This window comes from Streptomyces sp. NPDC038200 (assembly GCF_055600785.1).
Window position 1 is genome coordinate 205190 of sequence record NZ_JBVJYH010000013.1, and the last position, 13834, is coordinate 219023.

The window sequence follows — 13834 nt, forward strand, 5'->3', positions numbered from 1 at the left end:
GGATGTCGCTTCAGGAGGTCGCTTCAGGAGGTCTTGGTCCAGATGCGGTAGTGGCCCGTACCGCTGGAGTTGCGGAACGGCAGGTCCGCGAGGAGGCGGTAGTGCGGGTTGCCCTTGACGGCGTCCGCGACGACGGCGTCCACCCGGGGATTGGTGAGGCCGTCCAGGACGATCAGGTCGAACTCGCCGTCGCGCAGCGCCGCCCGGTAGGCCGCGTCTCCGGAGTGGTACGTGCCCTTCTTGTCCGTGTACTCCAGGGCGAAGACACCCTGCCACTGCCGGTGGCTGGTCCTGTCGCGCAGGTAGTAGACGGGGACCTCGGGCGTGGAGGCGAGGTAGTGGCCCTTGCGGTCCACATGGGAGTCGATGACCTGGATCATCTTCGAGGAGTCGGGCCAGACGCCGAAGCGCCAGTCCGCCTGCGAGATGCCGAGGCAGAGCGTCGCCGTCCACAGCATGATCCCCAGCTGGGGATAGCGGAAGTGGGCGCCGATCAGCCGGGTCACCCCCACGCCGGCCATCGGCGCGGCGAAGAGCAGACCGAAGCCGACGTGCTTGAACAGCGAGACGACGGTCCCCAGGTGGACCTGGTAGGCGGGCGCGAGCAGCGCGGTGCCGCACAGCACCAGCCCGAGCAGGGCCCGCCAGCGCCAGCCGGGGCTGCCGAGCCGCTGGGCGAGCGGCGACTCGTTCATCCGGCTGCGCCGGACATAGGAGAGCGCGCCGCCGACGGCGGTGAGGAACATCAGCCCGCCCCACTCGGCCGACCGCTGGAGCAGGAAGACGGCGCTGTCGGAGCCGTGGTCGCGGTCGGTGGTGGTCTGCCGCACACCGGCCAGCAGGTCGGTGGAGTACATGCCGACGGCCAGCAGGCCGCCGATGCCGAGCGCGAGCAGCAGCATCCGCAGAAACGCCTTGCCGCCCTTGTGCGGCCAGCCGGTGAGCAGCGCGAGCACGACGATGGTGGGCAGATACAGGGCGGCCGCGTACTTCACGCCGACGGCGAGGACGGCGACGGGCGCGGCGAGCAGCACGGCGGCCACGGGCGCCCGGTCGGTGCGTACGACGATCCAGGTGGCCAGGGCCAGCAGGAACACCGCGGCGGCGTCGTAGGTGGCGAAGTACCCCATGACGACGGTCGACTGCACCACGGCGAACAGCGCCGCGCCGGCCAGCGCGGCCCGCTCGTTGAACAGCCGCCGGGTGAAGGAGTACAGCAGCGTGGTGGTGCCCAGCATGAAGGCCAGGCTCAGCAGGCGTGCCCCGGTGAGTCCGAAGCGCTCGTCCACGACGGCGGCGAGCACCGGGTACAGCTGGGGCGAGCCGGAGAAGTACGACGCGTAGTTGATCGGCAGCGGGGTGCCGTGCAGCAGGTGCTGCAGCTCTGCGTGTCCGGCCGCCAGGTACAGGGCCTCGTCCTGGAACGCGGTGTTGGCCAGGCGCAGCGAGAGCACCGCCTGGACGGCCAGGACGAACAGCAGCACGGCCCGGCTGACCCAGGCGCGCCGCCGGCTGGCGGCCATGTCCCAGCCGACCTCGGGGGACTCGGGCACGTGGTACGCGGGCCCGGCCGGCGCGTCCGGCTCGGCCACCGTCCGCAGGGCGTACGTCGGCTGGTCGTCCAGCTGCTGGTACGGGTAGGTCCGCGGGTCGTAGTCGTACCCCTGCGGGACCTCGTACCCCTGCGGGACCTCATGGCCCTGCGGGACCTCGTAGCCCTGCGGGGCCGCGTAGCCCTGCGGGACGTCGTGGCCCTGCGGGACGTCGTGGTCGTGCGGCTGCCGCGGGAGGTAGCCGTCGGAGTTGAACCAGCCGCCCTGCGGCTCGTCGTCGGCGTACGGGTCGTACGGCTGCGGGACGTAGTACTCGGGTCTGGAGGTCATGACGGCTTCCGTACGTCGAAGCCGAAACGGTCGTCGGCGGCCAGGCGCTTGAACTCCTTCAGCGCCAGCGGGCTCGCCTCCAGCCGCCAGTCGGCGCGCTTCTTGTGGTTGAACCAGACGAAGCCGAGCATGTCGTCGTCCGCCTCGACGCCCGCGAACAGGTTGCGGATGTCGGCGCGCCGCCGCTCGCCGGCCATGGCCGCGGTCTCCAGCAGCAGCATCGGCTTCTTGGTGAAGGTGCGGATCCGGTCGCGGGTCGGCCCGAAGACGCTGTCGAAGGCGTTGTCCTCACCGGTGGTGAAGTAGCCGATCAGGCCCACCCAGTCGACGTAGGCGTCGCCCGGGTAGTACGGCTTCAGCTGGACGTCCTTGACGGGATTGACGATGTTGGGCGACCAGGCCCAGATGACGTTGGTGGCGCCGACGTCCACGAAGGTCTGGTGGATGTGCCGCCAGGCGGCCACGTACTGGGCCGGGGTCACGTCGTTCGTGCCCCACTTCTCCCAGTGGCCGTTGAACTCGTCCGCGAAGTCCATCACCACGGGCAGGTTCAGCTTGCGGACCGCGGTCGCGTACTCCTTGATGTACGCGTCGGACTCGCCCGCCGCGATGTCGGCGACCGGGGTGTCGAAGGGCTCCCAGGACATCAGCGTCAGGGCGCCTTCGGCCCAGGCGTTGCGCACCCCGGTGGCGTCGAAACCGTCGCCCCAGCCGGCGTAGTACTCGATCAGGTTCGGCTGCTTGCCGACCGTCCCCGTGTACGCGTCGACACTCTTCATCGAGGTCGGCGCGCCCGGCACGGCCACGCCGAAGTACTTCTTCGCGGGCTTCAGCAGGGGGGTGACGTCGTAGGGGATGTCCGTGGCGGTGCTCGCCCGGGCGTGCGGGGCCGCCTTGGCGCCGCCGGACGCGGACGAGCCGCCGTCGTCGTCGCCGAGCAGCGAGCAGCCGCTGAGCGCGAGGACGCCGGCCAGGCAGCCGGCCAGGGCCGTGCGGGCGGTGCGGGCCGAGCCGGAGGTGCGGGCCGCGCGGGCCGCGCGGGCGACGCGGAATCGTTCCTTCAGGCGCATCAGACGGCCTCCGCACCCGAGCGCGGCTGGACCAGGACCCGGCCGACGACCAGCGCGTAGAACAGCCCGGAGGACAGGATCAGGGCGAAGTCCGGGGCGTTCATGGTGAACGTCCGGTACACCGCCGCGGTGACCCAGACCAGCGCCGTTCCGCCGCTCCACGCCCACATGCCGATCCAGAAGCGCCGCGTCTTGTTCTTCTTGGCGCCGGAGGAGCCGGTCGGCTGCCAGCCCATGCGGTTCTTGCGCAGGATGTCCCAGATCGCGAAGACGTGCGCCCAGCCGTACATCATCCGGGCCGCCCATGCCTCCAGGCGGTACGGCGCCTTGTGCCACATCGGGAAGATGATCGTGGTGTAGAGGATGCTGGGCACCACCAGGAGCAGATGCTCGACCTTGAGCTTCTCCGGCATCATCAGCAGCAGCACGATCGGGATGACCGGGGCCGCGAAGGTGAACAGCGCGGTGTGGATGTAGTAGAAGAACCCGGACATGTAGCACAGGCGGCTGGAGAGCTTGATCTTGCGCTGCCAGAACTTCCGGCTGCCGAGCAGGCTCATGGAGCCCGAGCACCAGCGGTACTGCTGGTTGAAGAAGGCTCCCGCACTGTCCGGGCACACCCCGGTGGACACCGCGACCGGCACGTACCTGAGGTCCCAGCCGAGTCCGCGCAGGTCGAACCCGGTGTGCACGTCCTCGGAGTGCTCGATCAGCGTCGTACCGCCGTTGGTCTCCAGGGCCGCCCGCCGGTAGATCGCGCAGGAACCCACGCAGATCGCGCCGTCACTGCCCTGCCGCGACACCTGCACGGACCGGTAGAACAGCTCCTGCACCGCGCCCGCCCCGCGCTCGATCCAGTTCTGCGAGTCGAGCACGCGGAAGTACTGCGGGGACTGGACGATGCCGATCCGCGGATCGTCGTCCAGGTACGGCAGCAGCTCCTCCAGCAGGTCGGCGCGCGGGGTGAAGTCGGCGTCGAGGATGAGGATGAACTCGCCGTCGGACTGGCCGAAGCCGAAGTGCAGGTTGCCGGCCTTCTTGAACCAGCCCCGGTTCTCCCGGGTGCCGTAGCGGAACCCGAAGTCCTGGGCCATCGCCGCCAGCTCGGGGCTCGCGCCGTCGTCGAGCACGAACGGCACACAGACCCCGGGGTAGCGGTCGGCCATCGCCCGCACATGCCGCCAGGTGTTGTGCAGCACCTCGATGGGCTCGCCGCACACCGGCAGGAACACATCGACGGTCGGATAGACCTCGGGCCGCCAGTTCTGCACCAGGTGCCGGTGGTGGGCGATGTCGAAGTCCCGGGTGAAGCCGTTCACCCGCAACGACACCAGGTAGTAGACGACCGTGAACACCAGCAGCGGGGTGTAGATCCACAGCACCGGCGTGGACTGCGCCAGCTTGAACTGGCTCACCACGAGACAGCAGAAGCTGACCAGCGAGCTGATCGTCAGAATCCACAGGTGCCGGCGGGCGTAGGAGTACTTCTCCTTGTCCGTCGGCGGTAGCGGCAGCAGCCCCAGCGCGGAGCTTGCGCCCCGCCCGGCCCGTCGCCGCCCACCGCCCTGACGCGCCGCGCGACGCCCCCCGGTCCGCACGGGACCCACTGATGTCATTGCGTTGTCCAACCCCGGGCCGTACCGACCCGTCGACCCCCCAGCCAACCCCGGCCGCCCCTGTCGAACTCCTGGCCGGGAGGCGCAACTGTATCCGACACGTATGAAGCGCGTAAGAGTCGATAAGTAGGGTTACGCCCGGAACGTCCAGACATGGGGCCCGAGTGGCACGAAATGCAACGTAACTAACAGGTTTCGCAGCCCGGCGATCCGGGAAGCGTGCGCTTGTTCCGCGCCTCCTTGTTCCGGGCCGCCAGCAGCTCGTCGGCGGGGTAGCCGACCTCCTCCAGCGTCAGCCCGTGCGGCCGTACGACATGCACGGCGGAGTCCCGCACCCCCGCGGCCAGCACCTTCCCGGGCCACTCCGGCCCCCGGTGCCCGTCCCCCACGAACAGCAGCGCGCCGATGAGCGAGCGCACCATGTTGTGGCAGAACGCGTCGGCGCGGACGGTGGCGGTGATGATCCCGTCCCCGCCCCGCACCAGGCTCAGCTCCTGAAGGGTCCGGATCGTCGTGGCCCCCTCGCGCTTCTTGCAGTAGGCCGCGAAGTCGTGCTCCCCCAGCAGTGCCCCGGCGGCCTCGTTCATGGCGTCCACGTCGAGCGGCCAGTCGTGCCAGAGGACATGGTTGCGGAGGATGGGGTCGACGCCACCGGGGTTGTCGGTGACCCGGTAGGCGTACCGGCGCCAGACGGCGGAGAAACGGGCGTTGAAGCCGTCCGGCGCGGGCCTGAGCGCCCATACCCGCACGTCCTTGGGCAACCGCCCGGCGAGCCGCTTCAGCAACTTCTGGTTGTGCTCGCGCCAGACCTCCTCGGGCAGGTCGACGTGCGCCACCTGGCCGCGCGCGTGCACCCCGGCGTCGGTCCGCCCGGCGACGGTCAGCTCGTACGTCTCCCGCGACCGCGTCACCGTGCGCAGGGCGTCCTCGATCTCTCCCTGCACGGTCCGCTTGCCGCCGGCCTGCTTGGCCCAGCCGTGGAAGTCGCCGCCGTCGTAGGAGATGTCGAGGCGGACCCGGACGTACCCGGGCTGTACTTCGTCACTCACGTGGAAATCCTCTCAGGTACGCGAAAGCGGGCCCGCCCCATGAGGGCGGACCCGCTCAGCGTCAGGCAGAGCCTCAGGCGTCCTTGGACTCCTCGGCAGCGGCCTCCTCGGCCGGAGCCTCGGTGGTCTCGGCAGCCTTGGCCTCGTCGGACTCCTTGACCGCGCGCTTGGTGGCGGCCTCGGCCTCACCCACGGCCTTCTGCTGCACCGTCAGCGCCTCGACCAGCTCGATGACGGCCATGGGCGCGTTGTCGCCACGGCGGTTACCGATCTTGGTGATGCGGGTGTAACCACCCGGACGGTTCTCGTAGCGCGGGCCGATCTCGGTGAAGAGCGTGTGGACGACGCTCTTGTCCGTGATGACCTGGAGCACCTGACGGCGGTTGTGAAGGTCACCCTTCTTCGCCTTGGTCACCAGACGCTCGGCGTACGGCCGCAGACGGCGGGCCTTCGCCTCGGTGGTGGTGATACGGCCGTGCTCGAAGAGCGCCTTCGCGAGGTTCGCGAGGAGCAGCTTCTCGTGCGCGGCGCTGCCGCCCAGACGGGCACCCTTGGTGGGCTTCGGCATGTTCTTTCTCCTGTGTGTCTGCCCCGGCCGTGTCAGGTACCGGGGTCAGTATCCGAGCAGACGGTTGTCTGTCGGAGACCGGGCGCCTTCTCAGGCACCCGGAGGGTCCGCGCCCCGAAGGGCGCGGGGAACTGCGCGACCGGCCGCGGTGGGCCCGCGGCCGCAGAACCGGACTCCTCGCGGAGCGCTCAGTACTGCTCGGTCTCCACGAAACCGGCGTCGGCGTCGTCGTCGGCACCGAACGCGTCGGCCGCGGCGGTCGGGTCGAATCCGGGCGGGCTGTCCTTCAGGGCCAGGCCCATGCCGGCCAGCTTCGCCTTGACCTCGTCGATCGACTTCGCACCGAAGTTGCGGATGTCGAGGAGGTCGGCCTCGGAGCGGGCGACGAGCTCACCCACGGAGTGGATGCCCTCACGCTTGAGGCAGTTGTAGGAGCGGACCGTGAGCTCCAGCTCCTCGATCGGCAGCGCGAGGTCGGCGGCCAGGGCGGCGTCCGTGGGGGACGGGCCCATGTCGATGCCCTCGGCGTCGATGTTCAGCTCGCGGGCGAGACCGAACAGCTCGACCAGCGTCTTGCCCGCGGAGGCCATGGCGTCACGCGGACGCATCGCCTGCTTGGTCTCGACGTCGACGATCAGCTTGTCGAAGTCGGTGCGCTGCTCGACACGCGTGGCCTCGACCTTGTACGTGACCTTCAGCACCGGCGAGTAGATGGAGTCGACCGGGATACGGCCGATCTCCTGGCCCACCTGCTTGTTCTGCACGGCGGAGACGTAGCCGCGACCGCGCTCGACGGTCAGCTCCATCTCCAGCTTGCCCTTGCCGTTGAGCGTGGCGAGGACCAGGTCGGGGTTGTGCACCTCGACACCGGCCGGCGGCGCGATGTCGGCGGCGGTGACCAGACCCGGGCCCTGCTTGCGCAGGTACATCACGACCGGCTCGTCGTGCTCCGAGGAGACGACCAGCTGCTTGATGTTGAGGATCAGGTCGGTGACGTCCTCCTTGACGCCCGGCACGGTGGTGAACTCGTGCAGCACGCCGTCGATCCGGATGCTGGTGACAGCGGCACCGGGGATCGAGGAGAGGAGGGTACGGCGGAGGGAGTTGCCGAGGGTGTAACCGAAGCCCGGCTCCAGCGGCTCGATCACGAACCGGGAGCGGAACTCGTCGACGACCTCTTCGGTCAACGAGGGACGCTGAGCGATCAGCATGTGTGGATCAGATCCTTCTTTCGTGGACGCCCGCTATTTGACGCCCGACGGAAACCGCACCCGTGAAAAGTGCGGGTACTGCAAGGGTACGGGCGGCACGACCCGAAAGAGCCGTACCGCCCGGAACCACTGCTCGGCGAAGCAGCCGTGCGTCAGACGCGGCGGCGCTTCGGCGGACGGCAGCCGTTGTGCGGGGTCGGGGTGACGTCCTGGATGGAGCCGACCTCGAGGCCCGTGGCCTGCAGGGAGCGGATCGCGGTCTCACGACCGGAACCCGGGCCCTTGACGAACACGTCGACCTTGCGCATGCCGTGCTCCTGGGCGCGGCGGGCAGCCGACTCGGCGGCCATCTGCGCGGCGAACGGCGTCGACTTCCGGGAGCCCTTGAAGCCGACGTGGCCGGCGGAGGCCCAGGAGATCACGTTGCCCGAGGGGTCCGTGATCGAGACGATCGTGTTGTTGAACGTGCTCTTGATGTGCGCGTGGCCGTGAGCGACGTTCTTCTTTTCCTTGCGGCGCACCTTCTTGGCAGCGCCCTGACGACCCTTGGGGGGCATCTACAAACTCCTACGGGAGGTGGTCGGTCCTACAGCGAAGACCGTGGACAGATGTCCGCTGCGGACTACTTCTTGCCCGGCTTCTTCTTGCCGGCGATGGCGCGACGCGGACCCTTGCGGGTGCGGGCGTTGGTGCTGGTGCGCTGACCGCGGACAGGCAGACCGCGACGGTGACGGAGACCCTGGTAGCAGCCGATCTCGACCTTGCGGCGGATGTCGGCCTGGATCTCGCGACGGAGGTCACCCTCGGTCTTGATGTTGTTGTCGACGTACTCGCGGATCGCGACCAGCTGCTCTTCGGTCAGGTCACGAACGCGGGTGTTCGGGTCGACGCCGGTCGCAGCCAGCGTCTCCTGCGAGAGGGTCCGGCCGATGCCGAACACGTAGGTGAGGGCGACCTCCACGCGCTTGTCGCGCGGGATGTCAACACCGGAAACGCGTGCCATTCAATGGCTCCTGGTGAATCTTCGGAGGTCTTCCACAGAGCCGGCTCCCGGCCGCCGTACCAGGTACGAACCGGGTCCCCGGCCTCCGAACCGGGGGTGTCGAGCTGGTTGGCTCGGGCTCTGCGTATGAACAAATTCAGCTCGCGTCGCGCGAAACTCTGCGATAGAGGTGCAGAGGGTGATGGTCGTGCGTCAGCCCTGGCGCTGCTTGTGGCGCGGGTTCTCGCAGATGACCATGACCCGGCCGTGACGGCGGATCACCCTGCACTTGTCGCAGATCTTCTTGACGCTCGGCTTGACCTTCATGGGGTGAGGTTCTCCGGGTCAGTGCCATCGCACCGGGCGGGCCCGGGGCGCGGGCAAGATCTACTTGTACCGGTAGACGATCCGGCCACGCGTCAGGTCGTAAGGAGACAACTCCACCACGACCCGGTCGTCAGGGAGGATGCGGATGTAGTGCATGCGCATCTTGCCGCTGATGTGTGCCAGGACCTGGTGGCCGTTCTGGAGCTCGACCTTGAACATGGCGTTCGGCAGAGACTCGACGACAGTGCCCTCGATCTCGATGGCACCTTGCTTCTTGGCCACGCTTCGCCCTTCGAATCGACTACCTTGATCGACTCAGTCGTGCACCGTTTGTGAGCATGCAGGCATGCGGGTGCACAAGAGCCGACGAGTCAGTCTACGTCGGCGCACCCGGAAAGGCGAATCGAGGAAGTCTGCCCCACGGGGGTGATCCCTATGCCGACGGAGCCCCGTCCCGGACGCCGGCTCCCCGGCCGGCGGCCGTGACAGCCGTCAGGCGAGCGGGTCCGGCGCCGCGGTGACGCCGTACTCGGTGAGCTTCGCCCGGCCGCCGTCGGGAGCGGTGAGGACCAGCGGGCCCTCCGGGGTCAGGGCCACCGAGTGCTCCCAGTGGGACGACCACGTGCCGTCGGTCGTGATGACCGTCCAGTCGTCGGAGAGGACCTCGGTGCGCGGGGTGCCGAGGGAGACCATCGGCTCGATGGCGAGGCAGAAGCCCGGGACCAGCTTGGGGCCCTTGCCGCGGCGGCGGTCGACGTAGTTCAGCAGGTGCGGGTCCATGTGCATCTCGGTGCCGATGCCGTGGCCGCCGTAGTCCTCGATGATCCCGTACTTGCCGCCGCCCGGCTTGGGCTGGCGGCGGATGTACGTCTCGATCGCCCGGGAGACGTCCACCAGGCGGTTGCCCTGCTTCATGGCCGCGATACCGGCCCACATCGACTCTTCCGTCACCCGGGACAGCTCGATCAGCTCCGGGGCGTGCCCGGAGCCCACGAAGGCCGTGTAGGCGGCGTCGCCGTGCCAGCCGTCGACGATCGCGCCGCAGTCGATGGAGATGAGGTCGCCGTCCTTGAGGACGACGTCGTCGGAGGGGATGCCGTGGACGACGACGTCGTTCACGGAGGTGCAGATGGTGGCGGGGAAACCGCCGTAGCCCAGGAAGTTCGACTTCGCGCCGTGCTCGGCGAGCACCTTGCGGGCGACCTCGTCCAGGTCCTTGGTGCTGGCACCGGGGACGGCCGCCTCGCGCGTGGCCGCGTGGATGGCGGCTACGACCAGGCCCGCCGCCCGCATCTTCGCGATCTGCTCGGGGGTCTTGATCTGCACCATGGGTGGCCTGCGCTCTCCGTCACTCACGTCGACTGGGTTACCTGTACAACACTACGGCCGCGGCGCCCGGGCAGGGCACCGCGGCCGGAAGGACCGCGATCTACTTGTTCTCGGCCTTCTCGCGCTTGAGAGCCTCCAGCGCCCGCTCGGTGACCTTTGCCACCGGCCCCAGGGAGGAGATCGTCACGACCAGGCCCTGCGCCTTGTAGTAGTCGATGATCGGCTCGGTCTGCGTGTGGTAGACCTCCAGCCGCGTGCGGACGGTCTCCTCACGGTCGTCGTCGCGCTGGTACAGCTCGCCGCCGCAGACGTCGCAGACGCCCTCCTGCTGCGGCGGGTTGTACGTCACGTGGAAGACGTGCGAGGAGTCCTTGCGGCAGATGCGCCGGCCGGCGATCCGCTTGACGACCTCGTCCTCCGGGACCTCCAGGTCCAGGACGGCGTCCAGGGTGATCCCCTCGGTCTGCAGCAGCTCGTCCAGCGCCTCGGCCTGGGAGACGTTCCGCGGGAAGCCGTCCAGCAGGAAGCCGTTGGCCGCGTCCGGCTGCTCCATCCGGTCCTTGGCCATCGCGATGGTCACCTCGTCCGGGACGAGGTTGCCGGCGTCCATGTAGGACTTCGCGAGCTTGCCCAGCTCGGTCTGCTGGCTGATGTTGGCGCGGAACAGGTCGCCCGTGGAGATGTGCGGAACGGCCAGCTTCTCTGCGAGCCGGACGGCCTGCGTTCCCTTACCGGCACCCGGCGGACCGACGAGGACGATACGCATCAGCGGAGGAACCCTTCGTAATTGCGCTGCTGGAGCTGGCTCTCGATCTGCTTCACCGTCTCGAGACCCACACCCACGATGATGAGGATGCTGGTCCCGCCGAACGGGAAGTTCTGGCTCGCGTTGAAGCCCACCAACGCCATTGTCGGTACGAGAGCGATCAGACCCAGATACAGCGAACCCGGCCAGGTGATCCGGTTGAGCACGTAGCTCAGGTACTCAGCGGTCGGTCGGCCAGCCCGGATGCCCGGGATGAAGCCACCATACTTCTTCATGTTGTCGGCTACTTCCTCGGGGTTGAAGGAGATAGCGACGTAGAAGAATGCGAAGAAAACGATGAGCAAAAAGTACGAAGTGATGTAAATCGGGTGGTCGCCCTTGGTGAGGTTCTGCTCGACCCAGGTCTTCCAGCCCGACTTGCCTCCCGCGAACTGCGCCACGAGCGCCGGGATGTAGAGAAGCGAGGAGGCGAAGATGACGGGAATCACACCCGCCTGGTTCACCTTGAGCGGGATGTACGTGGACGTACCGCCGTAGGACCGACGGCCGATCATGCGCTTCGCGTACTGCACCGGGATGCGGCGCTGGGCCTGCTCGACGAAGACCACCAGGGCGACCATGACCAGGCCGACCACGATGACGGTGCCGAACTCGATCCAGCCGCCGGCCAGCGTGCCCTGCTTCTTGATCGCCCAGAGCGCCGACGGGAAGGTCGCGGCGATCGAGATGAACATCAGGATCGACATGCCGTTGCCGATACCGCGGTCGGTGATCAGCTCGCCGAGCCACATCACGACACACGTGCCGGCGGTCATGCAGATGACCATGGTGATGGTGGTGAAGATCGCCTGGTCGGGGACGATGCTCGTGGCGACCTGGCAGCCGTTGAAGAGCGCGCCGCTGCGGGCGGTGGCGACGAGGCCGGTGCCCTGAAGGATGGCGAGGGCCACGGTCAGGTAGCGGGTGTACTGCGTGATCTTCGCGGTACCCGCCTGGCCCTCCTTCTTCAGGGCTTCCAGGCGCGGGATGACCACCGTCAGCAGCTGAAGGATGATGCTCGCGGTGATGTACGGCATGATGCCGAGGGCGAAGATCGTGATCTGCAGCAGCGCGCCACCGCTGAACATGTTGACCAGTCCGAAGAGGCCCTGATTACCCGAGGCCTCCCTGACGCACTCCTGGACGGCCTTGTAGTTGACGCCTGGGATCGGGACGTGGGTACCGACCCGGTAGATCACGATGATGCCCAGCGTGAAGAGCAGCTTCTTGCGCAGGTCGGGCGTCCTGAACGCCCGGGCGAACGCGGTGAGCACGGTTCCTCCTGCGACCCCCGCGCCACGCGCGACAGGGACTAGTCGTATCAACATGGCCCAGCGGGCCGAACTATGCTTTCTACCACCCCGTCGCCGTACGACGTATCACGCGCGGGCACAGGTGGACCTCAAGGACTCTAACAGTGCGTGCGCAGCCTGGTGAAGTTTGCTTGCCCGTACATCCCGGCGGCGGCGCTCGCGGGATGGGCCGATCTTCCCCCAAAACGGTCGAACACCTTTGACAACGCTCGAACGCCCTCAATGGTTTCGCGGTGTTCGACGAAATGAGCAGGCAGAACCGATTACCGCGAGCCGGTCTCCGCGCGCCCGGCGGACACCGGCTTTCGCGTGCCCTCACGATCCGCGCACCGGCACACCGGCAGACATACGGCAGGGCCGGGCAGCTCCCCGAAGGGAACTGCCCGGCCCTGTTGCGTACGCGGCGGGGCCGCCCGGGCTCAGACGAGCTCGGTGACCGTACCGCCGGCGGCGGTGATCTTCTCCTTGGCGGAGCCGGAGACGGCGTCGACCGTCACCTGCAGCGCCACGGAGATCTCGCCCTGGCCGAGGACCTTGACGAGGCTGTTCTTGCGAACGGCACCCTTGGCCACCAGACCCTCGACCGTGACCTCGCCACCCTCGGGGTAGAGCGCGGCCAGCTTGTCGAGGTTCACGACCTGGAACTCGGTCTTGAACGGGTTCTTGAAGCCCTTCAGCTTCGGGAGGCGCATGTGGAGGGGCATCTGCCCACCCTCGAAGCGCTCCGGAACCTGGTAGCGGGCCTTGGTGCCCTTGGTACCACGACCGGCCGTCTTACCCTTCGACGCCTCACCGCGACCCACACGGGTCTTCGCGGTCTTGGCGCCCGGGGCGGGACGGAGGTTGTGGATCTTCAGCGGGTTCTGCTCCGCCATGATCAGTCGACCTCCTCGACCGTCACGAGGTGGCGGACGGTGTGCACCATGCCGCGGAACTCGGGGCGGTCCTCCTTGACGACCTGCGTGTTGATGCCCTTGAGACCAAGGGACCGCAGGGTGTCGCGGTGGTTCTGCTTGCTGCCGATGTAGGACTTGACCTGCGTGATCTTGAGCTGAGCCATGATTACGCACCCGCCCCGGCACGCGCACGCAGCAGGGCCGCGGGAGCGACGTCCTCGAGCGGCAGACCACGGCGGGCCGCGATCTCCTCGGGACGCTGCAGACCCTTCAGGGCCTCCACGGTCGCGTGCACGATGTTGATCGCGTTGTCGGAGCCGAGCGACTTCGACAGCACGTCGTGGATACCGGCGCACTCGAGCACGGCACGCACCGGGCCACCGGCGATAACACCGGTACCGGGGGACGCGGGCTTGAGCAGGACGACGCCGGCAGCCTTCTCACCCTGGATGGGGTGCGGGATGGTGCCCTGGATACGGGGGACCTTGAAGAAGTGCTTCTTGGCCTCCTCAACACCCTTGGCGATGGCGGCCGGCACCTCCTTGGCCTTGCCGTAACCGACACCCACGGTGCCGTCACCGTCGCCCACCACGACCAGCGCGGTGAAGCTGAAGCGACGACCACCCTTCACAACCTTGGCGACGCGGTTGATCGCGACAACGCGCTCAACGTACGCGGTCTTCTCGGCGGCAGCAGCGCCGCCGTCACGGCCCTTCCGGTCCCGCCGCTCGCCGCCACCGGCACCGCCACCGCGGCGCTGGGGTCCAGCCATTGGAATTACCTCT

Annotated in this window: 16 protein-coding genes; all 16 read right to left on the minus strand. The window is 68.2% G+C overall.

Annotation, left to right across the window (positions count from 1 at the left end):
- Positions 1-23: 23 nt before the first annotated feature.
- Positions 24-1883 carry a glycosyltransferase family 39 protein gene (locus ACZ7KF_RS25825; RefSeq protein WP_471079516.1) on the minus strand — a complete coding sequence of 620 codons (1860 nt, stop codon included), beginning with the start codon at positions 1881-1883 and terminating at the stop codon, positions 24-26.
- Positions 1880-2953, minus strand: a complete 1074-nt coding sequence (locus tag ACZ7KF_RS25830; protein WP_471079519.1) for a glycoside hydrolase family 26 protein — start codon at positions 2951-2953, stop codon at positions 1880-1882. Before ACZ7KF_RS25830 ends, ACZ7KF_RS25825 begins: the two co-directional genes overlap by 4 nt.
- Positions 2953-4371 (minus strand): glycosyltransferase family 2 protein, encoded by a 1419-nt coding sequence (locus tag ACZ7KF_RS25835; protein WP_471079654.1) that lies wholly within the window; start codon positions 4369-4371, stop codon positions 2953-2955. Before ACZ7KF_RS25835 ends, ACZ7KF_RS25830 begins: the two co-directional genes overlap by 1 nt.
- A 383-nt stretch (positions 4372-4754) precedes the next feature.
- Positions 4755-5618, minus strand: coding sequence for a tRNA pseudouridine(38-40) synthase TruA (gene truA / locus ACZ7KF_RS25840; RefSeq protein ID WP_471079522.1), 864 nt, complete (start codon positions 5616-5618; stop codon positions 4755-4757).
- A gap of 73 nt (positions 5619-5691) precedes the next feature.
- Positions 5692-6186 (minus strand): 50S ribosomal protein L17, encoded by a 495-nt coding sequence (gene rplQ, locus ACZ7KF_RS25845; RefSeq protein ID WP_471079525.1) that lies wholly within the window; start codon positions 6184-6186, stop codon positions 5692-5694.
- Between the two features lie 188 nt (positions 6187-6374).
- On the minus strand, positions 6375-7397 hold the full coding sequence (locus tag ACZ7KF_RS25850; RefSeq protein WP_003966937.1) for a DNA-directed RNA polymerase subunit alpha: 1023 nt from the start codon (positions 7395-7397) through the stop codon (positions 6375-6377).
- Positions 7398-7549: 152 nt separating this feature from the next.
- Positions 7550-7954 (minus strand): 30S ribosomal protein S11, encoded by a 405-nt coding sequence (rpsK, locus tag ACZ7KF_RS25855; RefSeq protein ID WP_003956432.1) that lies wholly within the window; start codon positions 7952-7954, stop codon positions 7550-7552.
- A 65-nt stretch (positions 7955-8019) separates the two neighbouring features.
- Complete coding sequence (gene rpsM / locus ACZ7KF_RS25860) at positions 8020-8400, minus strand: 30S ribosomal protein S13 (protein ID WP_055632357.1); 381 nt, start codon at positions 8398-8400, stop codon at positions 8020-8022.
- Between the two features lie 192 nt (positions 8401-8592).
- Positions 8593-8706, minus strand: a complete 114-nt coding sequence (gene rpmJ / locus ACZ7KF_RS25865; RefSeq protein ID WP_003998809.1) for a 50S ribosomal protein L36 — start codon at positions 8704-8706, stop codon at positions 8593-8595.
- A gap of 60 nt (positions 8707-8766) precedes the next feature.
- A complete protein-coding gene (gene infA, locus ACZ7KF_RS25870; RefSeq protein ID WP_003948620.1) occupies positions 8767-8988 on the minus strand; it encodes a translation initiation factor IF-1 in 222 nt (73 codons plus the stop codon).
- A 210-nt stretch (positions 8989-9198) separates the two neighbouring features.
- A complete protein-coding gene (map, locus tag ACZ7KF_RS25875) occupies positions 9199-10035 on the minus strand; it encodes a type I methionyl aminopeptidase (protein ID WP_471079657.1) in 837 nt (278 codons plus the stop codon).
- Positions 10036-10135: 100 nt separating this feature from the next.
- Positions 10136-10801, minus strand: coding sequence for an adenylate kinase (locus ACZ7KF_RS25880; RefSeq protein ID WP_471079528.1), 666 nt, complete (start codon positions 10799-10801; stop codon positions 10136-10138).
- Positions 10801-12114 carry a preprotein translocase subunit SecY gene (secY, locus tag ACZ7KF_RS25885; protein WP_471079531.1) on the minus strand — a complete coding sequence of 438 codons (1314 nt, stop codon included), beginning with the start codon at positions 12112-12114 and terminating at the stop codon, positions 10801-10803. Before secY ends, ACZ7KF_RS25880 begins: the two co-directional genes overlap by 1 nt.
- A gap of 458 nt (positions 12115-12572) precedes the next feature.
- On the minus strand, positions 12573-13028 hold the full coding sequence (rplO, locus tag ACZ7KF_RS25890; protein WP_023547373.1) for a 50S ribosomal protein L15: 456 nt from the start codon (positions 13026-13028) through the stop codon (positions 12573-12575).
- A 2-nt stretch (positions 13029-13030) separates the two neighbouring features.
- On the minus strand, positions 13031-13213 hold the full coding sequence (gene rpmD, locus ACZ7KF_RS25895) for a 50S ribosomal protein L30 (RefSeq protein WP_003974250.1): 183 nt from the start codon (positions 13211-13213) through the stop codon (positions 13031-13033).
- Between the two features lie 2 nt (positions 13214-13215).
- Positions 13216-13821, minus strand: a complete 606-nt coding sequence (rpsE, locus tag ACZ7KF_RS25900; protein ID WP_009190144.1) for a 30S ribosomal protein S5 — start codon at positions 13819-13821, stop codon at positions 13216-13218.
- Between the last annotated feature and the right edge of the window lie 13 nt (positions 13822-13834).